The following is a 22,392-nucleotide window of genomic DNA, read 5'->3' as shown; positions in this document are numbered from 1 at the left end:
CCCTTGCAAATACAGCGCGAAAGATAGAAGAACGGATCATGAACGCCGTTGAGATCACTTTTGCCGGACAACGCCTGCACGCCCTTGGCACTGGCGCGCTATGGTGGCCCGAAAGACGACTGTTATGCGTATCGGACCTTCATCTGGGCAAATCTGAACGCGTAGCACGGCGCGGCGGCCCGACTCTGCCGCCCTATGACATTCGTGACACCTTGAACAGGCTGGCGACGGACCTGACGGCGACCGCTGCAACAACAGTGATCTGTTTGGGCGACAGCTTTGACGATCTTCAGGCCACTCACGCACTAGAGATATCCGACAGGCTGCAAATCACAGCCATGCAAGCCGGGCGGCAATGGATTTGGATCGAAGGCAACCACGATCCCGGTCCTGTCGACTTGGGCGGTGAGCATCGGACTGAATGGTCCAGTGGCCCGTTAACCTTCCGCCATATCGCGCAGGATCCTGCATGGGGTGAAATTTCAGGCCACTACCACCCAAAAGTCAGCGTAAGGGTGAGAGGTCGATCAATCTCACGCCCGGCCTTTCTGATCGACGATCAACGGCTGATCCTGCCTGCATACGGAACTTACACCGGCGGGCTGCGCAGCACAGATACGGCGCTATCTGATCTTTTGCAAAGCGATGCACAGGCCATTTTGACCGGGCCGCACCCGCAACTTATCCCCATGCCGCGTCAGAACTGTTGATCAGACAAGACCTGCCTGCTCCAATTCGGACCGATATTTGCGGCTGATCGGGATCAGATCACCATTGCAGAGTTTCAAAAACGTCCTATTGCCCTGCTTTTCAATCCCGGCAATCGCAGCTTCGGTCACCCAATGCGAGCGATGCGTACAAAACCCCAGGACCGGTTCCATCTCGGAAATGGCGTCCGTTAGACGAGACCGAATGGTAAAAACGCCTACCGAAGTCACCACATCCACATAGTGATCTCGCACTGTCAGGCGAAAAACCGTTCCATCAAAATCCTGTGGCAATCGGCGGAAAAGCCTTGGTGTCTGGGCCGGCTCCTCTGGCGTCGCCTCATCTCGCTTGTGAACAAACATCAAGCCCGCTGCGAGCATAAAACCATAAGGCATCACAGCGGTAGGCCCAGGGGTTTCCTGCCCGCTGAAGGTAAACACCAGCCAACTCAAGACCCAAAGCGCCGGGGCAAAAAGACACAGAACAAAAGCTGCGAATGCCATATCGCGCATAATTACAGTTGAGTGACGGATATTTCTTCGCACCAGTTGCCGCGCCCCCCAGGTCACGGCCAATGCGAGCGCAATAACGCCGCTCCAAAAGATCAGACGGGCCAGAAAAGACAGATTCATGTCCCGGAACGGGTCAAAACAATAGGCCAGCAGTGGTATGAAAATGACGCCGGCCAGCGTTCTTTGCAGGCTGAAATGAGTAAGTAGAGGTCTTAGTCCTGACATTGCGCTTGGTAACATTCGCCGCCGACGGCACAGCCTTCACACCCCGGTCGGACTTCTGTATTTAACTTAACCGGCTGAAATACAAGGTTTATCACCGCTCCCCCCATATTCAAACCCATTAATTTCCAAGAACCAAGCTAACGAAAAAAAGAAAAGGCCGAAAAGCCAGTCAGCTTTTCGGCCCGGTGCATCAGGTGGACCCCAAGAACTGGGTCACTCGCCAGCAGTTGTCAGGCGGTCAAACCCTCTGGTTCCGGCAAGCTGTTTGCACGGCAGCAAGCGGTCAGCGTGTTCGCCAGCAAGCACGCGATGGTCATCGGGCCTACACCACCCGGAACTGGCGTAATGGCCCCCGCGCGCTCGGCGGCGCTGGCGTAGTCGACATCCCCCACCAGCTTGTTTTTACCGTCGCGCTCAATCCGGTTGATCCCCACGTCAATCACCGTGGCACCTTCCTTGATCCAGTCGCCCGGAACCATCTCAGGCCGTCCAACAGCGGCCACAACGATGTCTGCGCGGCGTACAACGTCCGGCAGGTCTTTGGTCCGCGAATGCGCGATGGTCACCGTGCAGCTGTCACCCAACAGCAATTGTGCCATCGGCTTGCCCACGATGTTCGAGCGCCCGATCACAACCGCATCCATACCCGACAACGAGCCATGATGGTCACGCAGCATCATCAAGCAGCCCAGCGGTGTGCAGGGCACCATCGACTTCTGGCCGGTACCCAGAAGGCCGACATTCGAGATATGAAACCCATCCACATCCTTGGCCGGATCGATCGAGTTGATTACCAGGTCCTCGTTCAAATGCCCGGGCAGCGGCAGCTGTACCAGAATACCATGCACAGCCGGATCATTGTTCAGCTTGTCGATCAGTGCCAGCAGGTCCGCCTCGGAGGTGTCGACATCCAGCTTGTGCTCATACGAGTTCATGCCGACCTCGACGGTCATCTTGCCTTTCGAGCGGACATAGACCTGACTGGCCGGATCTTCGCCCACCAGAACCACCGCCAGGCCCGGCGTGATGCCGTTTTCTTCCTTGAGCTTCGCAACCTGATCGGCCACCTGTGCGCGAACCTTGGCCGCAAAAGCCTTACCGTCGATAACCTGCGCTACCATCCTTTGATCCCTTCTTTCAAAAAGCGGATCGGGCGCAAAAGCGCCCGGTCATTCAGTCGGGGCCGAGTACGCGTTCCTCACGTGCAATCGACCAATCAATCAAGATGCGCCACAATCTTTCGGCAAGGTCAGGGTCCATTCCCAGTTCAACCGAATTCACACGCACCTTTTGCACCACATCTTCGACACGATCCGGGATTCGGGCGGGCAGGCCCTCGCCCGGTTTCAGCTCGGACGCGCGGTCGATATAAGACGCGCGCGTTACCAACAGTTCGATCAGTTGGCGGTCCAGCTTGTCGATCTGAGCCCGCAACTCCTGCATGGACTGGCAGTCTTGCGGCGATGTCAGAGTGGGCATGTTCGTCTCCTCATGGCCCGGGGAATTCCCCGGACCACGAGATGTCTTATTCAGCGGCTTAGAACAAGCCCTCGATCTCACCTGCGTCGTTAAGGCAAATGGTTTCAGCCGCCGGTTTACGCGGCAGACCGGGCATGGTCATGATCTCACCGCAGACCACGACGATGAAACCAGCACCGGCAGACAGGCGGACCTCACGCACCGGAACCGAGTGGCCGGTGGGCGCGCCGCGCAGGGTCGGGTCGGTCGAGAACGAGTACTGGGTTTTCGCCATGCAGACCGGCAGGTTGCCATAGCCGGCAGCTTCCCATTCCTTCAACTGGTTGCGGATTTTGTTGTCGGCCAGAACCTCATCCGCGCGGTAGATGCGCTTGGCGATGGTTTCGATTTTCTCGAACAGCGGCATGTCGTCGGGATAGATCGGAGCGAAGTTCGCCGCACCGTTTTCGACGATTTCAACCACTTTCTCGGCCAGGGGCGCAGAACCGTCCGACCCCAGTTCCCAGTGACGCGACAGGATCGCCTCGACGCCATGCTCGGCGCAGTAGGTCTTGACCGCGTCCACTTCGTCATCGGTATCGGTAACGAAATGGTTGATTGCGACCACGACCGGAACACCGAAGGATTTCACGTTCTCGATGTGACGGCCCAGGTTGGCGCAACCCGACTTTACGGCGTCGACGTTTTCGGCACCCAGATCGGCCTTGGCAACGCCGCCGTTCATCTTCATCGCGCGCACGGTGGCGACCAGTACCACTGCCGACGGGGCGATGCCCGCCTTACGGCACTTGATGTTCATGAACTTTTCGGCACCCAGGTCAGCACCAAAGCCCGCTTCGGTCACGACATAGTCAGCGACTTTCAGAGCGGTCTTGGTCGCGATGACCGAGTTGCAGCCGTGCGCGATGTTCGCGAAGGGACCACCATGGACAAAGGCCGGGTTGTTTTCCAGCGTCTGCACCAGGTTCGGCTGCATCGCGTCCTTCAGCAGAACGGTCATAGCGCCTTCGGCCTTGATGTCGCGGCAGTAAACCGGGGTCTTGTCGCGGCGGTAGGCCACGATGATGTCGCCCAGACGCTTTTCCAGGTCTTTCAGGTCATTGGCCAGACATAGGATCGCCATAACTTCGGACGCAACAGTGATGTCAAAGCCTGCTTCACGCGGGAAGCCGTTCGATACGCCACCCAGAGACGCCGTGATCTGACGCAGCGCGCGGTCGTTCATATCGACCACACGACGCCACGCAACGCGGCGGGTGTCGATTTCCTGCTCGTTGCCCCAATAGATGTGGTTGTCGATCATCGCCGACAACAGCGAGTGGGCCGAGGTGATGGCGTGAAAATCGCCGGTGAAGTGCAGGTTCATCTCTTCCATCGGAACAACCTGCGCATAGCCGCCACCTGCAGCGCCGCCCTTCATGCCGAAGTTCGGGCCAAGCGAGGCCTCACGGATACAAATCATCGCGTTTTTGCCGATGCGGTTCAGGCCGTCGCCCAGACCAACGGTCGTGGTGGTCTTGCCCTCACCCGCAGGGGTCGGGTTGATCGCGGTTACCAGGATCAGTTTACCGTCTTCACGGTCCTGCACCGAGTTGATGAAGTCCTGGCTGACTTTCGCCTTATCATGACCATAAGGCAGCAGATCGTCGCTGGAGATACCCAGCTTGGCGCCGATTTCCTGAATCGGCTTTTTGTTCGCTTCTCGGGCGATTTCGATGTCGGATTTATAGCTCATTGGGCAGGGTCCCTGGTTGAATTCCGTGCATAACCAACGCAGAACGCCGGCGCTGCGCAATACATACCGTTGTGTACCAATCTGGTGGCTATGGATTCCGACATAATTGTGCTGCGAAACGGCGTGGCGTCATTTCAAGAGTTTCAAATCGGAAACGAGCGGCCTTTATGGTGCCCATCCCTTCTGGTCCGGAACAAACAGGCGCATCCTGTCTTCGACGCGCAGCGGGCCTGGGCGTTCGACCCAAGCCGTCACGCCACGTCGGCCCTGCGCAGCAGGCTTGAACGCAACCCCATGTCCGGCGTGATCAGCCTCAATCTCACGACCGGGAAGAACGCAGGGCGCGTTTTCCATATCGACAGTGATCGTCGCGCCGCTATCCGCCTGCAATCGCGAGGATGGAGGAATATGAGAGAAATCAGGAATACCTTTCAAAACAATCGACGCCCCAAGATATGACGGGTCAAGGTCATCCAGTTTCATGTTGGTGGCGATCTCTTCCAGCTCCTCGACAGACAATACCGACACCTGCCGCACATTCCGGATTTCAGTGCCTTTTGGGTATAGGTTCCCGACCCGAACACAAGAGGCCCGATTAAGCCCCTCGTGCCGCTCGCCCCGAACACCTTCGAATCCTAACTCCAGACAAGTCACGGGCGTGGCCCGAAGGGATTTTCCGGCTGGCACGTGGCCCAGCCAGGTCACCTCCGCAATATACTCGGTCTCACGCAAAAACGGCACTGGCTTCCCCTTCTTGCCACCTTCTTTGCGGGCATAATGCCCAACCAAGCCCTGATGGAAAGAAAAAACCCGAGGCGAAGACCTCGGGTTTCAAGTTATGCGGTTGGTTCCGGCTCCATCCCCCCGTCGGGTGGGGATTTTTTGGCCTTTGTCTTGGGAATCGCAGTCAGGCTGGGCGCGTTGCCTTCGTCCGGCTTGTCGCCCTCATCATCGCTTTCATTGGGCGGTTCGCCGTTCATGACGCGCTTGATTTCATCACCTGTCAGAGTTTCATATTCCAATAGCCCCTGAGCCAGACGTTCCCATTCCTCGTTCTGTTCGGTCAGAATCTGGTGGGCACGCTCATACCCTTGTTGGATCAGGCGCTTGACCTCTTCCTCGATCAGCTCTTTGGTATGGGCCGAAACCGAGAACCCGGCAGTGTTGCCCTGATAACCTTCATGGGCTTCGGCATAATCGATGTTGCCGACTTTGTCGGACATGCCCCAGCGCATCACCATGGCCCGCGCCAACTGGCTAGCTTGCATGATGTCACCGGCCGGACCGTTCGAGACGTGATCTTCACCGTATTTGATGACCTCGGCGGCTTTACCGGCCATAGTCATGGCCAGCTTCTGCTCACATTCGTCGCGGTGATAGTTCAGACGGTCCATTTCCGGCAGCGACACGACCATACCCAGCGCGCCACCGCGCGGAATGATAGTCGCCTTGTAGACCGGATCGCACAGCGGCAGAGTCAGGCCGACAACGGCGTGGCCAGCCTCGTGATAGGCGGTCTTTTCCTTCTGGTCCTGGGTCAGCACCATCGAGCGGCGCTCGGCCCCCATCATCACCTTGTCCTTGGCGTTTTCGAAATCTTCCATGGTAACAAAGCGACGGCCCACACGCGCGGCCATCAAAGCCGCCTCGTTCACGAGATTCGCAAGATCGGCACCCGAGAAGCCTGGCGTTCCGCGCGCGATGATGCGCAGGTCCACATCGGGGCCCAGGGGCGTCTTGCGGGCATGAACGCCCAGAATTTTCTCGCGTCCTTTGATGTCAGGGTTGCCGACGGTCACATTCCGGTCGAACCGGCCCGGACGCAGCAGCGCGGGGTCCAGAACGTCTTTCCGGTTGGTGGCCGCCAGAATGATGACGCCCTCGTTGGCCTCGAACCCGTCCATTTCAACCAGCAACTGGTTGAGCGTCTGTTCGCGTTCGTCGTTACCGCCGCCATAGCCAGCACCACGATGGCGGCCCACGGCGTCGATCTCGTCGATAAACACAATACAGGGCGCGTTCTTCTTGGCTTGTTCGAACATGTCGCGCACACGGGATGCGCCGACACCTACGAACATTTCAACGAAGTCCGAGCCTGAAATAGTGAAGAACGGAACACCCGCCTCACCTGCAATCGCACGGGCCAGCAGCGTTTTACCGGTGCCCGGAGGGCCAACCAGCAGCGCACCTTTCGGAATCTTGCCACCGAGGCGCGAGAATTTCTGCGGGTTGCGCAGGAATTCCACGATCTCTTCCAATTCTTCCTTGGCCTCGTCAATGCCGGCCACATCGTCAAACGTCACGCGGCCATGCTTTTCTGTCAGCATCTTCGCCTTGGACTTGCCAAAGCCCATCGCGCCACCTTTGCCACCGCCCTGCATCCGGTTCATGAAATAGACCCAGACGCCGATCAGCAGCAGGAAGGGCAACAGAGTGATCAGGAAGGACTGGAACCCCGATTGCTGCTGTTTCTCCGCCCGAACTGGGATATTCTTGTCGATCAGCAGCTTGGTGACCTCAGCGTCGGCGGGTTTGATGGTGACATAATCACGGTTGTCATTCGTACGATAGCGAATCTGCTCACCATCAAGCGTCACGTTGGTGACGTCTCCGGCATCCACGGCGCTTACGAATTCGGAATAGGTTCTTTCGTTGTTCTGAAGTGTCCCGCCCGATCCGCTGAACAGATTGAACAGTGCAAGGATCAGCAGAAACAGAACGACCCAGAAGGCGATGTTGCGAGCGTTGCCCAAGGAAAATCTCCCAGAAGGTTTCGGCAGATGGGGTCTGCCGGGTTGTTTCTTAAAATAGAGATGATTGAAGCAGGTTCAATGCGATAAAATCGAAGCGTGAAAACTGGGCCGTTCACTCGGTGCCTCAACGCGCCAATGATTGGGAAAACCGGCTATTGGTGCGGCAATAAGCATGTTTTCGGACCACACAGCAGGTGTCGATACCAGAACGGCCCTTGGCACGCCTGTGCTTCGCCAATCCTCAACCTGCAGGATTCCATCCTCGCCCAAAGCGCGGATTTGGGCGTTGGGCGACCGGGGCCCGGTCAAAATCCATCTTTTATCCCAAATCTCGCCGGGCCGCGCTGTCTGATGCGCTATGGTGTTTAGCTCTCTGCTAATCCACGTCTTTTTGCCTTCCGCATACAATAGACAGCCGCCAATTGTGGTGGTCTGTCCGTTCAAGATAGCGTTCATCGCCTGTTCAACCGCTCGGTGGCGCGGTGAATAACCCCCTCCGGCAATCCAGACCGCGGCAGCGGCCAGAATGCGGCGGCGGATTTCCATGGGCAGTGCCGAGTAAGCATCTTGATCGATGCACAAACCCGCGTCTTTCGCCTGGACGACACGCATGGCGGACTCCTGCGCATAATGCGCCAAAGCCTCACGCGCCTGTGCAAGATTTTCCGCCACCCGTGACAGGGTATCGGCCGTAATCCCCAAAGGGGCCAGCTGAGACAAGGCCGCACGCGCCTTGATCCGGTCAAATCGCTGGTCCTGATTCGAGGGGTCGTCGATCCAACGGATATTCTCGGACCTGAGGTATTTGCGCAGGCGTTCGCGGGGGATCGACAGCATTGGACGCAACAGACTGACGTTATGTTCCCTGCGCATCGAAGCCATGGCCGACAAGCCCGAAACACCCGCCGCGCGGGCCATTCGCATCAAAACGGTCTCAGCCTGATCGTCAGCAGTGTGACCGAGTGCTATCGCCTTCAACCCCATCTGGTTCGCCCAGTCGATCAGCAACTCGTATCGCGCCCGTCGCGCAGCATCCTGGAGGTTTCCGGTTTTGTCCCAGCCAGTCCATTTCAACGTCTCATGAGGAATACCCCAGCGGTCTGCCTGTGCCGCAACCGATGCGGCTTCGGCCACCGATTCCGGTCGCAAACCGTGGTCGACTGTTGCGGCAAACAGCTCAATTCCTTCGGCCCGGGCAATATCCCCGAGCAGGCGCATCAAAGCCGTCGAATCACTGCCCCCCGAGACAGCAACACCCAGACGGTGCGGCAGCAGTTCGGGTAATTTTTTCCGGATTTCGGAACGGAGTGTATCGGCGTCAGCAGTCAAGAACAGCCCAGCGACGCCATTTCCTGTGCCGCAGATCCCGCCGGAGCAGAGGTTGGAAACCGCACGCCCACCTCACCCAGCGTTATACAGGCCTGATCGGTCTGACCCAAACGTCCCAAGGCTGCACCCAGTTCAAACAATGCCTCTGGGGCCAAAGGGCCTTCGGAATCGCCGGTGAAGCTGGCCAGAAATGCCCGTGCCGCTTCGCGCGTGTCGCCCAGACCTTCCAATGCTTGCCCGCGCCGCAGGTTGGCGCGCGGGGCCAAAGGACTGCCGGGATAAGACTGATCGAACTGTGAAAACAGATTGGCCGCAGTCTGGAAATCCCCGTCCGCCAGCGCCTGTGCGGCCAGATCAAAATCAGCCTGTTCGCCAACGGCCAACTCGCCCTGATCCGGGACAGCGGGCTGCGTGGGCGACGGGTTCGCAGCAATGTCAGTCTGGCCCTCGCCGCCGAGGGTCGTTGTTTCGCCCAAAGTGCTCAGATCACCGCCTTCCAGCTCAACCAGTCGAAACTCCAGATCGCCGATCCGGTTGGTGCCATCGGTCACGATATTCTGCACCCGCTGATTCAACTGCTCGGTTTGACGGGTCAGCCGCTGAAGCTCGGCCTCGATCGCGTCCACACGCTCAAGAACCGAGCTGCCGGACAGGTTTGGTGCCGGGGAGCCCGTGGTTGAGAACTCACGCTTCAGACGCTGAATCTCAACATGCAGTACCGTCAATTCCTGACGGATATCCGCCAGAGTCTGCTGATCCTGCGCCTGAGCCACCCCTGCGACGGCCATCACCGCCGCCAGAACCAAACCTGCAATACGCATCATTTTACCCCAATGTTGAGCCGGTCAGTACCGTTACCGCACGACGGTTCTTGGCATAACAATCTTCGGTGCTGCAAATCTCGATCGGACGTTCTTTGCCATAGCTGACGGTGGTCAAGCGATTGCCTGCAACGCCGCGCGAAATCAGATACTCGCGTGCGGCGTTTGCACGACGCGCGCCCAGCGCGAGGTTGTATTCGCGGGTGCCTTGTTCGTCTGCATGACCTTCGATTGTCGCGACAAAATCGGGGTTGGCCAACAGCCAGTCGGCCTGCCCTTGAAGGATCGTCTGCGCCTCGGGCGTCAGCGTCGACTGATCTACGGCAAACAGTACCCGATCCCCAACTGTTTGCTGGAAATAGGCCGGAGACCGTGGATCACTTGGCGACCCCGGAACCAACGCGCCGCTACCGCCCGCGCCGCCGCCCAGTGACGAAGGATCATTATTAGTACAGGCTGCGATCAGGGCCAGCGCGCCAACCGCCGCGATTTTGCTTAGAAATTTCATCTCAATGCCTCGTGCTCGGTTTTGTTTATTGACGTCTCTACTATCACAGCGCGGGTTTCTTGTGAACGTTGCTGACCCGCTTCAGGCGATCAATTCTGCAACGGTCCCCAGGACGGGTCGCTGCCACCATCCGGCGTCCGCACCGGGCGCAAATTGCGCCCTGAAATATCGACAGAATAAAGCGTCGCCCGACCGCTGGCCCCCTGCGTTTCCCGGGTGAACATGATCACGCGACCGTTGGGCGACCAGGTTGGCCCCTCATCCAGGAAAGACGCGGTCAAAAGACGCTCTTCGCTGCCGTCCGTGCGCATCACGCCGATGTGGAACCGGCCCTTGTTCTGTTTGGTGAACGCGATCAGGTCACCACGCGGCGACCAGACCGGCGTGCCATAGCGCCCCTGCCCAAAGCTGATCCGAGTCGCCTCACCCCCGCTTGCGGGCATGATATACAGCTGCGGTGTGCCGGACCGGTCGCTTTCGAATACGATCTGGCTGCCATCGGGGGAATAGCTGGGTGCGGTCTCAATCGCGGGCGTATTGGTCAGCCGTGTGTTTTGCCCCGACGCCAGATCCATCCGCCACAGGTCGGTGTTTCCACCCTGCGTCAGCGAATACACGATCGACCGCCCATCCGGCGAAAAGCGCGGAGAGAAGCTCATCGTGCCGTCCTGCGTTTTCAACTCCTGCGGGCGCACGCGGGCGATGTCCATTACATAAATCCTCGGCTGGCCCGTGGCATAGCTGGTATAAAGCAGCCGGTCCCCGGTGGGTGAAAAGCGCGGCGCAAGCACGATGGCGGCGCTGTCAGTCAGGTACTGAACATTCGCGCCGTCATAATCCATGATCGCCAACCGCTTAAGCCGCTGATCCTTTGGCCCGCTTTCCGAAATAAAGGCGACGCGGCTGTCGAAATATCCGCCCTCACCGGTGATGCGGCTGTAAACTTGGTCGGCCACTTTATGCGCCATCCGCCGCCAGCCGTCTGTTGTGCCCGCAAACTGCAACCCGTTGCCCAGTTCCTGACCCGAGAACACGTCCCACACGCGAAACCGTACCGTCAGCCGCTTGCCCGAGACGTTGACTGCACCTGTGACCAGCGCCTGAGCGTTGATCGCTTTCCAGTCAGCGAACTGAACCGGCGCATCAAAGCTGCTGACCCTGCTGATAAACGCATCCGCTGCGATTTCTCGAAACAGCCCGGTGCCGGTTAAATCAGCCGCAACCACGCGCGAGATGTCTTGGGCATACTGCGCCGCTGCCGCGCTGTCGGGAACAAAGTTCGGTACGGCAAAGGGCATCGGTTCGATGATCCCCTGGTCGATTTCCAAACGCAGCGGACCGCTTTGCGCGTATACCGGAGCCGCCAGCAAAGAAAGGCCAACAAAGAGGCTGGTCAGAAGTTTCATCATTTGATCCGCATCCTCTCGGGATTAAATGTAATCTCAATATCCTGCCATTGAGTGTATTTGTCAGCAGGCAAGGTGTATCCTTTGGCTCCGCAGCGCAAAATCGCGCGCCGCGCAGCTTCGTAAGCTTGTTTTGCCGAGGCTGCCGTGCCGCCCGAGGCATCCAGCATCCGCACACTACCGCCGACGACTTTCCCATCGGGCGTCAGTGAAAATCCAACTACGACAATCGTTTGCAAGGCATCCGTCGACAAAGAACCGACGTTCCAACAGTTCGACACCGCCAGACGCATCGCATCCTTTTCCCCGCTGGTCAGGGGCGGCCCAGACGGTTCACTGCCCTGCCCCAATGCCTCGGCAAGTGCGTCGTCGATGGCGGACTGATCGTTTTGCGCCGGTTCCTCTGCCGGCTCGGGCGTTTCCGCAACCTCGGGCTGGGCCGGAGGTTGCGGCCGGTTGGGCCGTGTGCGTGGACGCGGCGAGGTCAGGGGCGCAGTTTCATCCGTTTCTTCCGCTTCGGTCACGATCTGATCGGTAGCCTCTTCAGGCGCAGTCTGGTCCTGTTGTTCCTGCTGGGTCTCGGCGCCGTCGTCCAATGAGACCGGCGGTGTCTCCACATCGTCAGGCTTGGCCTCGGGTGGTGGCGGCGCAACCGGCTCTGGCGCAACGCGATCAACCGGACGAGGTTGGGCTTCGGGGCCGGGAGGTACAGGTAGCGCGGCAATCTCGGGTTCGGGTTGTTCAAGCGTCGGAAGCTCTTCGATCACCTCGGGATCGGCGGGCGCTTCGACGACCACAGGTTCAACCTCGGGCTCGGGCTCAACCGGCGTTTCTGGCTCGGGCACAGGCTGCACCTCATCCACCGGTTCGGGAGGCGTGGCCGTGTCCTCGGGCTCATTCGGTTGCTGTAACTCGTTTGGGGCGGTCGGAACGTCCGGCGCTTCTCTCTGCGCTGTCATTGCCGCGAACTGCTCAGCCGAAATCACAGACACATCCTGCACTGCCATTGGCAACGGCTCGGACCTGAAAGTCCCTCCGAACAGCGCCCAGCTTATCAAGCCGACATGCGCAATTGCCGAAATCTTGGTGCCGGTATCCACCGCGCAGCCTCACTCTTCCCCATCGTCCAGCGTCGGGCCGCCGGTATCCGTAACCAGACCCACGTTCGAAAATCCACCCGCGTTCAGCGCGCCCATGACCTGCATCACCTGCGCATAGGGGATCGCGCCATCGGCCCGCAGGAACACCCGGTCACTGCTGCGTTCCGCTGCAATAGCGCGCAGCTTTCCAATCAACTCATCGCGCACGACATCCGTGGTCTGAATCTGCACACGCCCGTCCGCCGTCAGGGTCACAGTCAATGGCTCCTCGTTATCGCCAGGCAAGGCGCTGGCGGCTGTCTTTGGCAGATCGACCGGCACACCGACGGTCAACAACGGTGCAGCCACCATGAAGATGATCAACAACACCAGCATGACATCCACAAACGGAGTCACATTGATCTCGGCCATCGGCTGCGCGCGCCCGCGCCGCCGTCCGCGCCTGCGCCCGTTCCCGCCCGAGGGTTGTTGGACCGCCGCGCCCATATCAGCTGTCCACTTGGCGCGACAGGATAGTAGCGAACTCGTCAGCAAAAGCTTCGTAGCCGCCAACGATCCGATCACTGTCGGCGCTTAGCTTGTTGTAGAAAATCACCGCTGGGATCGCAGCCAACAGGCCCAGACCGGTGGCCAGCAGCGCCTCGGCAATACCCGGAGCCACAACGGCCAGATTGGTGTTCTGCTGCTCGGCAATTTCGATGAAGGCGTTCATGATGCCCCAGACGGTGCCGAACAGACCGATGAACGGAGCGGTTGAGCCCACTGTCGCCAGTATCGGCAGACCTTTCTGCAAAGTCTCAGCCTCTTTCGCGATGGCCACATCCATCGACCGGTCAATCCGGGCGGTTGCCCCGGCAATCAGCCCACCGTCGGTGCGATGAGACCGCCGCCATTCGATCATTCCGGCGGCAAATATCTTTTCAGAACTGCCATCCGGCTGCGTGCCGATTTGTTCGAATAATTCATCCAGAGGGTTGCCGGACCAGAAACTTTCGTCAAAAACCTGCGCCTCACGCCGCGCGGCCCGGTAGTTGATAAGTTTCTGGATAATGATCCCCCAGGACCAGACCGATGCCACAATCAGCATCAGCATCACCAGTTTTACGATAAATGTCGCGCGGGCAAACAGCCCCCACATGGAGAAATCGATCTCCTGCGCCAGCACCAGCGTTTCAGCTTCCATGAACCTGCTCTTTTTAAAATGCCTGACAGCCATTTGGCCTTGTTTTGCCAAACGCTAACGCAGTTGGTAGCGAAAAGCCAATAGAACCACCCTTGCTTGCCAATTTGTTACAGCAATGCGCGAATCTCTGCCGGAAGACGCACTGGCCTGCCCTTCGCATTCATGCAAACCGCGGTGACAATTGCCCGAAACACCTCTGTCTCGCCCCGCTTAACTACCTGCGCCATGGTCAGCCGAGCCCCCGAGATCGAAACCATCCGAGTTTCAATCGTCAGTTCGTCATCGAATTTCGCCGATGACAGATAATCCGCCTCGATCCGCCGCACGACCCAGACAAGCCCTGCGTCGCGCATCGCATTCTGATCATTTCCTAGTTTCCGCACCCAGTCCGAGCGGGCGCGCTCGATAAACTTCAGGTAATTCGCATGGTACACCACGCCGCCCATATCGGTGTCTTCATAGAAGACACGAACGGAAAAGGTATGTGTGTGCTGTCCGACAGAAGTGTCTTCCATAGTCGCAAGCCTGGCTTTCCTTTGGGGTCCTCGTCACAGACAAGACCCGCTTCCCACACATGCACGCATCGGTAAGGTCCTGCAATCCCGGATTTCAATGCTTTACTCGATATTCCTGCGCAGGGCGTCTAGGGTTCGCCTACTGGCTGACTATAAGTAGACGCGCATGAACGAACCCTTAAAACAGAACACCAGAACACGGCTTCCTGTTTTGCAGGGCGTGCTGCCCTTCGATCGCTCGCGGTTGCCGACGGAAATTCTGGCTGGTCTAACATTTGCCTGCCTCGCCATCCCCGAGGTGCTTGGCTACACCAAAATCGCCGGAACGCCGGTGGTAACCGGATTATACACGATCCTGATACCGATGGCTTTGTTCGCGATTTTCGGGTCATCCCGCCACCTGGTTGTCGGCGCAGATTCTGCAACCGCGGCCATTACGGCGTCAGCACTAGCCGGAATGGCTGTATCAGGGTCATCCGAATATCTGGCACTGGCCTCGCTGCTGGCACTGATGGCCGCCGTTTTGTTGATTGTGGCCCGGCTCGTTGGTGTGGGATTTCTGGCCGATTTTCTGTCCAGAACGGTTCTGGTCGGGTTCCTGACCGGCGTCGGAATACAGGTTGCAATCGGTGACCTTCCGGGCCTGATCGGGCTACAGGTTTCAGGGCATGGCGTGCTTGCCAAGCTGCAGGGCACTTACCAAAACATCAATCAATTCAGCTTACCAACCTTAACCGTAGCTGCCGCCGTGTTGGCCATAGTTGTCGGCTGCGCGCGCGTCTCAAAGAAGATACCTGGCCCCTTGATCGCCATACTGGGCGTGATCCTGTGCAGTTGGGCGTTTCAGTTCGACAACATGGGCATCGGTGTCCTGGGTACGGTCCCAAGCGGCCTGCCATCCCTTTCGATCCCGAATGTTGATTGGAGCTGGGCCCTGATCAAACAGCTGTTACCCACAGCCGCCTCGATTTTTATCGTTATCCTTGCGCAAAGCGCCGCAACCTCACGCGCATACGCCGCCCGCTACGACGAGAAATTCAACGAAAATACAGACCTGATCGGGCTGGGCCTCGCCAACCTCGGGGCAGCCTTTTCCGGTACATTCGTGATCAATGGCAGCCCGACTAAGACAGAAATGGTGGCCAGCGCCGGTGGCCAAAGTCAGATTGCCCAACTGACCACAGTCGTCATTGTGCTGCTGGTCATTCTGTTTCTGACGGCGCCTCTTGCCTTCCTGCCAAACGCAGCGCTGTCAGCGATCGTTTTTCTGATAGGCATCAAGCTGATCGACATTGCAGCTTTGCGGCAGATTTTCCGTCAGGCCCGGTCCGAGTTCTGGATTGCAATCGGCACCGCCGCTGTCGTGGTGATCGTCGGGGTCGAGCAAGGCATTCTTTTTGCCATGGTCCTTTCCCTGATCGATCACACGCGCCGCGGGTACCGCCCGAAAAACTCGGTCATCGTCAAGAATGACTCAGGCGGCTGGCATTCGAAAGCCCTGACCGAACCCACCCAGTTCGCGCCAGGGCTTGTCATCTACCGCTTCTCGCACAGCTTGTACTACGCCAATACGCAGCGCCTGTCCGACGAGGTCACCTCACTCGTTCAAAACGCCGCATCGCCCATCCGATGGTTTTGCCTCGATGCATCTGCCGTGGACGATGTCGATTTCACGGCTGGATATACTCTGCGCTCCCTTCACGAAATTCTGTCGGCTCAGGACATCAGGCTGGTCTTCGTTTTTGTCGAACCTGACGTAAAAACCGAACTGGACCGATACGGGATTACAGCGCTGGTTACCGGGCAGGCTTATTTCGACAGCGGAAACGACTTGCTTCAGGCGTATCATGATCAGGCCGAGGCTCCTGCCTAAACCAGGTTGCACCAAATCACTGAGGCTGTTCCATCCGGGCAAACAAGCGCAGCGCATGAGATGAATCCCGCGACGCACCGGGCAAGACAGGATCGTAGGCTGCGCGGATCAGCGAAGCGATATCCGGTCGTAAAATCGTTGTTTCCCCGGCAATCGCCAGTGGGGACTTGGCGCGAAACGCGGTATCCGACCACAGCAGGATCGTCTGAACCACCTGACTCAACGCAAGGGTCTCGGCAGGAATCTTCGACAACTCAGCGTCCATTTTGAGAAAGACAAAACCCGCCCTGATCGCGCCGTCTTCTTCAAAGCGAAAAATACGGTATTGATTGGCCTCTGCGGCAATCAGCCGATCCACCAAAGGCGCAAGGTCAGGGATCAGGCGATCCAAATCAGGAACTTCAAGCAGTTCCTGCCATTGGCGAAAAAAGAAAACCATGCAATTGGCGCCAAGTTCCGGGTCGGTCTCGGCCATTTTATGACCCGCAAGCGTCACAACCGCTTCAAAAGCGCCCTTGACCGTGGCCAGCGTCTCATCCTCGACACCAAATACAATCGGGACAATCGGCCGCCCCCATCGCGCAAACAAAAAATCACCACTTTCGCGCGTGAACAGCGCTTCGATCTCTTCCGGAGTCACGCCCAGCCCTTCATCTTTTCGAAAATACTCTCGCCGAAGGCATAAAAACTCTGGCGCGCGGCTTCAACCGAACAAATCGTTCTGCCCTCGGGGGGGCGCCATTCCCAAATGTGTCCAGGCCTTCTGCACCAACATGCGCCCGCGCGGTGTGCGCTGAATCAATCCTTGCTGCAACAAATAAGGCTCGATCACCTCTTCCAGCGAATCCCGGCTCTCGGACAAAGCGGCCGACATCGTTTCGATCCCGACCGGCCCTCCGCCGTAGTTTTCGGCAATCAATGTCAAATAGCGGCGGTCCGCACCATCCAGACCCAGATTATCCACGCCCAACCGGGTCAAGGCGCCATCCGCAAGGTCGCGCGTGATCCGTCCATCCCCTTCGACGATGGCGAAATCGACAACCCGGCGCAGCAAACGCCCCGCGATCCGAGGTGTCCCGCGCGAGCGTCGCGCGATTTCGCGCGCGCCATCATCATCCGCCGGGGCACCCAATTTGCGCGCGTTGCGCGTGACGATTTCATGCAGCTCATCCACCGTATAAAACTGCAATCGCGTTGGAATACCAAACCGGTCCCGCAGCGGTGTTGTCAGCAGACCCATCCGCGTCGTCGCCCCTACCAGCGTGAACGGTTGCAATTCGATCCTAACTGTCCGAGCCGCCGGGCCTTCACCGATCACGAGGTCCAGTTCGAAATCTTCCATCGCGGGGTAAAGAACCTCTTCCACCGCCGGGTTTAGCCGGTGAATCTCGTCAATAAACAACACATCACGCGCTTCAAGATTGGTCAGGATCGCCGCAAGGTCGCCTGCCTTGGCCAATACAGGCCCGGACGTCATGCGAAAGTTCACCCCCAACTCACGCGCCATGATCTGTGCAAGTGTTGTTTTGCCCAACCCCGGAGGGCCATGAAACAGCGTATGATCCATCGCCTCACCGCGTTGGCGCGCCGACTGGATGAAGATGCGCAGATTGGCCCGCGCTTCCGCCTGACCGATGAATTCATCCAGCCCCTGCGGGCGCAGCGCGCGATCATTGTCTTCGGGCAACGGCTCGGGGCGCAGGGTCGGATCAGCATCTACCATTCATCTACCCCTTCGGAGCCAGCAGTTTCAGAGCCGCGCGGATCAGTTCTGCCTCGCTTGCATCCGGCAGACTTGCCGCAGCTTCTGCCACAGCCGACGCGGCCTCGGACGGGCCATACCCCAGATTGGACAAGGCTGACAGCGCTCCGGCAGACGCGGCAGCCGAACCGGAACCAGATATCGCCGCACGCCTTAGCGCGGATGACGGCTCGGCCGGCTCAATGACTTCAAGGCCTGGCCCGTCCATCGCCTCGGTCACCGTACCGCCCATGGCCATGACCCCTGGGGCCTTGTCCTTGAGGTCAAGTACGATCCTTTGGGCCGTTTTCGGCCCAACGCCCTTTGCGGCTTTGACCGCCCCCCAGTCGCCCAATGCAATTGCACGGCTGACCCCGTCGGGGCCCAACGCGGACAGGATGGCGAGCGAGACCTTGGCCCCAACACCCTGTACCGAACACAGCAATCGGTGCCATTCCTTTTCGATCAGCGACAGGAACCCGTAAAGCTGCATCAGATCCTCACGCACCACCATGTCAGTGTAGATTGAGACAGCCTCTCCCACGCCCGGCAGCGCGGCCATGGTCCGGTCCGAACAATAGACGATGTACCCGACACCTCTGACATCGATCAGAACGTGATCCGCCGCGCGGTAATCCAACCGCCCTGTCAGCTTGCCGATCATGTCCCCACCTCTTTCAAACGCGACTGTTGTGTCTTGCCGTAATACGCGTGACAGATCGCGATCGCCAGCGCGTCCGCCGCGTCTGCGCCTTTGGGCTGACAACCGGGCAATTGCAATTTGACCATATGCAGAATTTGCTCTTTCTCGGCATGCCCCACACCCACCACCGTTTTCTTTACCCGGTTGGGCGCATATTCCCCAACAGGCAACCCGGCCTGTGCCAACGTCAGCAGCGCCACGCCCCGCGCTTGACCCAGCTTGAGCGTCCCTGCCCCGTCCTTGTTCACAAATGTCTGTTCGATAGCCGCCTGATCCGGTTGGTGCTCGGCAATCACCTCGACGATCTGATTGTGCAGCGACAACAACCGTTCGCCCAGATCGTCCCCGTCTGACTTGCAAAGGCCATTCGAAACATGGCTCAGGCGGCTGCCATTTGATTCGATGACGCCCCATCCCAGGGTCCTAAGACCCGGATCAATGCCCAAAATTCGCATGTTTCGCCTCGGCCTGCTCGGGTTATTTGATCTTTTTTCATCGAATAGCACGAAGCGTGAACATTTTCCAAGCGAATTGACCTCACGTCCAAAAACGACACAGCTGTCCCTGCGGCGACACCCCGGTCAGATTACGACTCCAAAAAGTCAGAAATCGACCTGTTTTATGAACGCGAATTCACCAAATATTTAAGAGGATTACAGTCATTTCGAGCATTGCAGAAACTGCATAGGACACATGCAAAAACTGCTATTGCGCGGCCAAAACAGCCGCACTAGATGCCGCCTTGTAACAGGAACGTAACTCAAACCAGAAGGAAACAGGATATGGCTGCACTGGACACTTCCCGCACTGCCACTGGCTCATTCGGCCTCGTCGGCCGTATCGGCGCATTGTTCGCATCGGTAAACAACGCCGTCATCGAATGGAACGACGCCCGCGTGACACGTAACGCGCTGAGCGATCTGACAGATCGCGAACTGGCTGACATTGGCATGTGCCGTGGCGACATCGACGTCGTTGCTGAAAGCCGTCGCTACTAAGGTTCACAGAACCGCCACTCACGCGCCCCGTCCTCCCTCAGGGGCAAAAAACACCGCGCGCCACACGGCACGCGGTGTTTTTTATTCCTGTCCCGCTCTGACGCGTCAGGCTAGAAACGAAGCTTGTTGATCTGAAGCGCAAGGAAATCGGAAACCGGGTCAATCTGCATGATCCATGCCCCCGCCTTTTCAACCGAGGTTCCGGCGTTCAGGCTATCCACGCGGTTCTGGTAGGTCGTTGCGCCGAGATGTGCCAACAAAAACGCTTTGAACGCAAAGAAGCCAAGTACGGCCAGTATCAGAACCCGAGCCGGGATGGCCGAGCGTACACGCTGCGGCTTCATCACCACCAGCCCATCCGACCGCATGGTCGCACGATAGCCGCGGTTCAGTTTCTGATGTTTCTTGGTCAGCTGCGTCACGCGCTGATCAAATTCAAGTTGCTTTCCAGTCATGGCAGCCTCCGAAAACCGCCCCCCGATTTCATCCAGTAACGTTAGATACAGAATGCGACAAAACCGAGGCGAAACTCCAGAAAACTCCTGTAAATGGCCTAATTTCCGCCCTGTTTCGTTAAGATTAGCGTCGTCCACTCGCCAATTTCCGAGATTTTAGCAAGATTGAACTCGTTTTGAGAATAAACGGACAGCACATCTTGGGCTTGTTCGTTAAGGATTCCAGACAGAATCGCCTGCCCTCCGACCCGTAGATTGGCCGAGATTTCGGGCGCGAGCGCCACAAGCGGGCCCTTCAGGATATTGGCGAAAATTAAATCATAAGGTGCATGGGCCTTCAGGGCAGGATGATCGAAACCTGCCGCTTCGATGCATTGCACGGCACCGTTCATGCCATTGGCTTTAAGATTGGCTTCGGCGACGTCAACGGCCACCTGATCAATGTCGCTGGCGAGAATGTCACCTTCCCAGACTCGGGCGGCTGCCATCGCCAGCACGGCCGTACCACATCCAATGTCAGCCACTTTCGAGGCCGAGAACCCCTGCTCCAGTAGCCAATCCAGGGCCTTGAGGCAGCCCAGCGTCGTTCCGTGATGCCCGGTTCCAAACGCCATGGCGGCCTCGATCAAAAGCGGGATGCTGTCTGCGGGCACCTTGTCAGCATCATGGCCGCCATACACGAAAAACCGACCCGCTTCGACAGGCGCCAACTCCCGGCGAACGTGCGCAACCCAGTCAGTTTCCGGCAGTTCCGAAACCACAAAAGGCTTGGCTTCAAACGCCGCCGCCAGCAAGGCCAGCGCAGCCTCATCCGGGGTTTCGGTGAAATAGCCCCCGACCTCCCACAGGCCCGAACCGTCTTCGACCTCGAACACGCCAACGCCGGTGGGTTCAGGGTCCAATCGCTCCATCGCTTCGCCCAGACCTTCGGCGGCTTTTTTACCGGTCAGGGTGGTCAGCGCTGTGAATGTAGGCATGGGGAAAGCTCCTGTTTCGATTGAAACAGCGCCTAGGGCCACGGACCGCCGAGGTCAAGCATGGGTGCCTATTCGGCGGGCGCAGTGGCGTATTTAGACAAGATGGTTTCGTTTCCCGGTTCGGGATGGCGCGGAATGAGCAGGGACAGGGCCAATGACACCAGCGCCATTGCCGCCGCAAGGCCAAAGACAGCACCTGGCGATATGACCCAAAGCAGCCCCAACAGCGCAGGCAGGAACACAGCCGCGATATGGTTGATGGTGAAGGCCACCGCAGCGGTGGGCGCAATATCCGCCGGGTCGGCGATCTTCTGAAAATACGTCTTCAAAGCCAGCGCGAGGGCAAACAGCACATGGTCGATCACATAGAGGATTGCCGCCAACAATACTCCCCAACCGAACCAGTAGATACCGCCATAGGCGGCGAACACGATGGCCAGACCGGCATACTCAAAGATCAGCGTGCGGCGCTCACCAAATCTGGCCACCGCCTTGCCCAACAGCGGTGCGGCCATCATGTTGATCATCAGGTTGATTAGATAAAGGCTGGTGAGTTCATGCACTTTGAAGCCGAACTTCTCGACCATCATGAACCCGGCAAAAACGACAAAGATCTGCCGCCGCGCACCGGCCATGAATTGCAGCGCATAGTACAGCCAATACCGCTTGCGCAGGATCAGCTTTTTGGTTTGCGGCGTGGGCGCGTCGAATTGCGGATAGGCGAACAGACAGAACAGCGCCAGCAGCGCGGTCACGCCGCCTGCCGCCATGAACACAGTGTTGTAGGATAGGTCGAACCGGTCCCAGGTCAGCACGATCAGCCCATAGACAACCGCCGTCGCCGCCGACCCCATCGCCACCAGCCAGCCCAGCACCTGCGGAGCGCGATCCTTGGGCAACCACTGAAGTTGTAGGGATTGGTTCACCGTTTCGTAGTAGTGAAACCCGATTGAACTGAAGAGCGTCACAAACAGCAATCCGCCCAAGCTGGGAAACCAGGCCGTCACCGCCGTGGCCACACCCAGCATGATCAGAGAGATCATCGCCAGAACCTGTTCCCGGATAAAAATGATAACAGCGATCACGCCAACTGCGAGAAATCCGGGAATCTCGCGCACCGTATGCAGCAGACCGATATCCGCCCCGTCGAAATTCGCCACTTCGATTACGAAGTTGTTCAATAGCGCACTCCAGCCGTTGAACGCGATGGGCATCATCAGCGCCATCATGAACAGCAGCGTCATGGGCCGACGCCAGAACGGCAGGCTTCGCGCCTCGGAAAGTGGCATAGGTTTCGGCATGAGAGTCCTCTACGCCCATTTTTGCGGTTTGGCGAGGGGGAAGCAGCTGGCGCACATGGCTTCTGCATTG

General features: G+C 58.3%; 24 protein-coding genes. 3 read left to right on the top strand and 21 right to left on the bottom strand.

Annotated features, from left to right (window positions below):
* The first annotated feature begins 38 nt into the window (after positions 1–38).
* The gene (gene pdeM / locus ACP0GE_RS15675) at positions 39–710 is read left to right on the top strand and encodes a ligase-associated DNA damage response endonuclease PdeM (protein ID WP_424832847.1); all 672 of its coding nucleotides are present in this window, start codon (positions 39–41) and stop codon (positions 708–710) included.
* Here the strand turns inward: pdeM and ACP0GE_RS15670 are convergent, their stop codons facing one another.
* From ACP0GE_RS15670 to ybgC, 14 genes are all read right to left on the bottom strand, one after another.
* Positions 711–1,445, bottom strand: a complete 735-nt coding sequence (locus tag ACP0GE_RS15670) for a LytTR family DNA-binding domain-containing protein (RefSeq protein WP_424832846.1) — start codon at positions 1,443–1,445, stop codon at positions 711–713.
* Positions 1,446–1,675: 230 nt separating this feature from the next.
* Positions 1,676–2,566 (bottom strand): bifunctional methylenetetrahydrofolate dehydrogenase/methenyltetrahydrofolate cyclohydrolase FolD, encoded by an 891-nt coding sequence (gene folD, locus ACP0GE_RS15665; protein WP_424832845.1) that lies wholly within the window; start codon positions 2,564–2,566, stop codon positions 1,676–1,678.
* Between the two features lie 52 nt (positions 2,567–2,618).
* Positions 2,619–2,924 carry a chorismate mutase gene (locus ACP0GE_RS15660; protein ID WP_424832844.1) on the bottom strand — a complete coding sequence of 102 codons (306 nt, stop codon included), beginning with the start codon at positions 2,922–2,924 and terminating at the stop codon, positions 2,619–2,621.
* A 58-nt stretch (positions 2,925–2,982) separates the two neighbouring features.
* Positions 2,983–4,659: a formate--tetrahydrofolate ligase gene (locus ACP0GE_RS15655; RefSeq protein ID WP_424832843.1), complete on the bottom strand. Its 1,677-nt coding sequence runs from the start codon at positions 4,657–4,659 to the stop codon at positions 2,983–2,985.
* 165 nt (positions 4,660–4,824) lie between these two features.
* Positions 4,825–5,400: an MOSC domain-containing protein gene (locus tag ACP0GE_RS15650; protein WP_424832842.1), complete on the bottom strand. Its 576-nt coding sequence runs from the start codon at positions 5,398–5,400 to the stop codon at positions 4,825–4,827.
* Between the two features lie 95 nt (positions 5,401–5,495).
* A complete protein-coding gene (ftsH, locus tag ACP0GE_RS15645) occupies positions 5,496–7,412 on the bottom strand; it encodes an ATP-dependent zinc metalloprotease FtsH (protein WP_424832841.1) in 1,917 nt (638 codons plus the stop codon).
* Between the two features lie 75 nt (positions 7,413–7,487).
* Entirely contained in the window at positions 7,488–8,741 is a 1,254-nt protein-coding gene (tilS, locus tag ACP0GE_RS15640) for a tRNA lysidine(34) synthetase TilS (RefSeq protein WP_424832840.1), read from the bottom strand.
* Positions 8,738–9,562: a tol-pal system protein YbgF gene (gene ybgF / locus ACP0GE_RS15635; protein WP_424833859.1), complete on the bottom strand. Its 825-nt coding sequence runs from the start codon at positions 9,560–9,562 to the stop codon at positions 8,738–8,740. Before ybgF ends, tilS begins: the two co-directional genes overlap by 4 nt.
* A 4-nt stretch (positions 9,563–9,566) precedes the next feature.
* Positions 9,567–10,070, bottom strand: coding sequence for a peptidoglycan-associated lipoprotein Pal (gene pal / locus ACP0GE_RS15630; RefSeq protein WP_424832839.1), 504 nt, complete (start codon positions 10,068–10,070; stop codon positions 9,567–9,569).
* A gap of 89 nt (positions 10,071–10,159) precedes the next feature.
* A complete protein-coding gene (gene tolB, locus ACP0GE_RS15625) occupies positions 10,160–11,479 on the bottom strand; it encodes a Tol-Pal system beta propeller repeat protein TolB (protein ID WP_424832838.1) in 1,320 nt (439 codons plus the stop codon).
* Positions 11,476–12,576 carry an energy transducer TonB gene (locus ACP0GE_RS15620; RefSeq protein ID WP_424832837.1) on the bottom strand — a complete coding sequence of 367 codons (1,101 nt, stop codon included), beginning with the start codon at positions 12,574–12,576 and terminating at the stop codon, positions 11,476–11,478. Before ACP0GE_RS15620 ends, tolB begins: the two co-directional genes overlap by 4 nt.
* 9 nt (positions 12,577–12,585) lie before the next feature.
* Positions 12,586–13,062 carry a protein TolR gene (gene tolR / locus ACP0GE_RS15615; protein ID WP_424832836.1) on the bottom strand — a complete coding sequence of 159 codons (477 nt, stop codon included), beginning with the start codon at positions 13,060–13,062 and terminating at the stop codon, positions 12,586–12,588.
* Between the two features lies 1 nt (position 13,063).
* Positions 13,064–13,759 carry a protein TolQ gene (tolQ, locus tag ACP0GE_RS15610; protein WP_424832835.1) on the bottom strand — a complete coding sequence of 232 codons (696 nt, stop codon included), beginning with the start codon at positions 13,757–13,759 and terminating at the stop codon, positions 13,064–13,066.
* 107 nt (positions 13,760–13,866) lie between these two features.
* On the bottom strand, positions 13,867–14,274 hold the full coding sequence (ybgC, locus tag ACP0GE_RS15605) for a tol-pal system-associated acyl-CoA thioesterase (RefSeq protein ID WP_424832834.1): 408 nt from the start codon (positions 14,272–14,274) through the stop codon (positions 13,867–13,869).
* Positions 14,275–14,440: 166 nt separating this feature from the next.
* Between ybgC and ACP0GE_RS15600 the strand changes: the two genes are divergently transcribed.
* The gene (locus ACP0GE_RS15600) at positions 14,441–16,147 is read left to right on the top strand and encodes a SulP family inorganic anion transporter (RefSeq protein ID WP_424832833.1); all 1,707 of its coding nucleotides are present in this window, start codon (positions 14,441–14,443) and stop codon (positions 16,145–16,147) included.
* A 16-nt stretch (positions 16,148–16,163) separates the two neighbouring features.
* On the opposite strand, the gene ACP0GE_RS15595 is transcribed toward ACP0GE_RS15600, so the two are convergent.
* The 4 genes from ACP0GE_RS15595 to ruvC all read right to left on the bottom strand — a co-directional run bounded on the left by ACP0GE_RS15595 (position 16,164) and on the right by ruvC (position 19,046).
* The gene (locus tag ACP0GE_RS15595) at positions 16,164–16,787 is read right to left on the bottom strand and encodes a hypothetical protein (protein WP_424832832.1); all 624 of its coding nucleotides are present in this window, start codon (positions 16,785–16,787) and stop codon (positions 16,164–16,166) included.
* 63 nt (positions 16,788–16,850) lie between these two features.
* The gene (gene ruvB, locus ACP0GE_RS15590; RefSeq protein WP_424832831.1) at positions 16,851–17,870 is read right to left on the bottom strand and encodes a Holliday junction branch migration DNA helicase RuvB; all 1,020 of its coding nucleotides are present in this window, start codon (positions 17,868–17,870) and stop codon (positions 16,851–16,853) included.
* A 4-nt stretch (positions 17,871–17,874) separates the two neighbouring features.
* Positions 17,875–18,552 carry a Holliday junction branch migration protein RuvA gene (gene ruvA / locus ACP0GE_RS15585; protein ID WP_424832830.1) on the bottom strand — a complete coding sequence of 226 codons (678 nt, stop codon included), beginning with the start codon at positions 18,550–18,552 and terminating at the stop codon, positions 17,875–17,877.
* Complete coding sequence (gene ruvC / locus ACP0GE_RS15580; protein WP_424832829.1) at positions 18,549–19,046, bottom strand: crossover junction endodeoxyribonuclease RuvC; 498 nt, start codon at positions 19,044–19,046, stop codon at positions 18,549–18,551. Before ruvC ends, ruvA begins: the two co-directional genes overlap by 4 nt.
* A gap of 327 nt (positions 19,047–19,373) precedes the next feature.
* Here ruvC and ACP0GE_RS15575 point away from each other — a divergent pair, with 327 nt between their 5' ends.
* Positions 19,374–19,589: a DUF1127 domain-containing protein gene (locus ACP0GE_RS15575; protein WP_424832828.1), complete on the top strand. Its 216-nt coding sequence runs from the start codon at positions 19,374–19,376 to the stop codon at positions 19,587–19,589.
* Positions 19,590–19,699: 110 nt separating this feature from the next.
* Here ACP0GE_RS15575 and ACP0GE_RS15570 read toward each other — a convergent pair whose 3' ends face one another.
* The 3 genes from ACP0GE_RS15570 to ACP0GE_RS15560 all read right to left on the bottom strand — a co-directional run bounded on the left by ACP0GE_RS15570 (position 19,700) and on the right by ACP0GE_RS15560 (position 22,322).
* Positions 19,700–20,044 (bottom strand): hypothetical protein, encoded by a 345-nt coding sequence (locus ACP0GE_RS15570; protein WP_424832827.1) that lies wholly within the window; start codon positions 20,042–20,044, stop codon positions 19,700–19,702.
* Positions 20,045–20,142: 98 nt separating this feature from the next.
* Positions 20,143–21,021: a 50S ribosomal protein L11 methyltransferase gene (locus ACP0GE_RS15565; protein WP_424832826.1), complete on the bottom strand. Its 879-nt coding sequence runs from the start codon at positions 21,019–21,021 to the stop codon at positions 20,143–20,145.
* 68 nt (positions 21,022–21,089) lie between these two features.
* Positions 21,090–22,322 carry an MFS transporter gene (locus ACP0GE_RS15560; protein WP_424832825.1) on the bottom strand — a complete coding sequence of 411 codons (1,233 nt, stop codon included), beginning with the start codon at positions 22,320–22,322 and terminating at the stop codon, positions 21,090–21,092.
* Positions 22,323–22,392: the final 70 nt, after the last annotated feature.

The sequence above is a fragment of the Ruegeria sp. genome, from assembly GCF_965243365.1.
GTDB lineage: Bacteria > Pseudomonadota > Alphaproteobacteria > Rhodobacterales > Rhodobacteraceae > Ruegeria.
The sequence above is the reverse complement of the archived record's forward strand: the minus strand, read 5'-3'. Positions and strand labels throughout refer to the sequence as shown.

Excerpts from the sequence above, each read along its gene's own strand:
- ACP0GE_RS15565 (WP_424832826.1), bottom strand. The coding sequence starts at position 21,021 with ATGCCTACATTCACAGCGCTGACCACCCTGACCGGTAAAAAAGCCGCC.
- ruvB (WP_424832831.1), bottom strand. The coding sequence starts at position 17,870 with ATGGTAGATGCTGATCCGACCCTGCGCCCCGAGCCGTTGCCCGAAGAC.
- ACP0GE_RS15660 (WP_424832844.1), bottom strand. The coding sequence starts at position 2,924 with ATGCCCACTCTGACATCGCCGCAAGACTGCCAGTCCATGCAGGAGTTG.
- ACP0GE_RS15600 (WP_424832833.1), top strand. The coding sequence starts at position 14,441 with ATGAACGAACCCTTAAAACAGAACACCAGAACACGGCTTCCTGTTTTG.
- tolB (WP_424832838.1), bottom strand. The coding sequence starts at position 11,479 with ATGATGAAACTTCTGACCAGCCTCTTTGTTGGCCTTTCTTTGCTGGCG.
- ACP0GE_RS15560 (WP_424832825.1), bottom strand. The coding sequence starts at position 22,322 with ATGCCGAAACCTATGCCACTTTCCGAGGCGCGAAGCCTGCCGTTCTGG.
- ACP0GE_RS15655 (WP_424832843.1), bottom strand. The coding sequence starts at position 4,659 with ATGAGCTATAAATCCGACATCGAAATCGCCCGAGAAGCGAACAAAAAG.
- ACP0GE_RS15570 (WP_424832827.1), bottom strand. The coding sequence starts at position 20,044 with ATGACTGGAAAGCAACTTGAATTTGATCAGCGCGTGACGCAGCTGACC.
- ACP0GE_RS15670 (WP_424832846.1), bottom strand. The coding sequence starts at position 1,445 with ATGTCAGGACTAAGACCTCTACTTACTCATTTCAGCCTGCAAAGAACG.
- folD (WP_424832845.1), bottom strand. The coding sequence starts at position 2,566 with ATGGTAGCGCAGGTTATCGACGGTAAGGCTTTTGCGGCCAAGGTTCGC.
- ybgF (WP_424833859.1), bottom strand. The coding sequence starts at position 9,562 with ATGCGTATTGCAGGTTTGGTTCTGGCGGCGGTGATGGCCGTCGCAGGG.
- ruvC (WP_424832829.1), bottom strand. The coding sequence starts at position 19,046 with ATGCGAATTTTGGGCATTGATCCGGGTCTTAGGACCCTGGGATGGGGC.
- tolR (WP_424832836.1), bottom strand. The coding sequence starts at position 13,062 with ATGGGCGCGGCGGTCCAACAACCCTCGGGCGGGAACGGGCGCAGGCGC.
- pal (WP_424832839.1), bottom strand. The coding sequence starts at position 10,070 with ATGAAATTTCTAAGCAAAATCGCGGCGGTTGGCGCGCTGGCCCTGATC.
- ruvA (WP_424832830.1), bottom strand. The coding sequence starts at position 18,552 with ATGATCGGCAAGCTGACAGGGCGGTTGGATTACCGCGCGGCGGATCAC.
- ybgC (WP_424832834.1), bottom strand. The coding sequence starts at position 14,274 with ATGGAAGACACTTCTGTCGGACAGCACACACATACCTTTTCCGTTCGT.
- tolQ (WP_424832835.1), bottom strand. The coding sequence starts at position 13,759 with ATGGAAGCTGAAACGCTGGTGCTGGCGCAGGAGATCGATTTCTCCATG.
- pdeM (WP_424832847.1), top strand. The coding sequence starts at position 39 with ATGAACGCCGTTGAGATCACTTTTGCCGGACAACGCCTGCACGCCCTT.
- ACP0GE_RS15575 (WP_424832828.1), top strand. The coding sequence starts at position 19,374 with ATGGCTGCACTGGACACTTCCCGCACTGCCACTGGCTCATTCGGCCTC.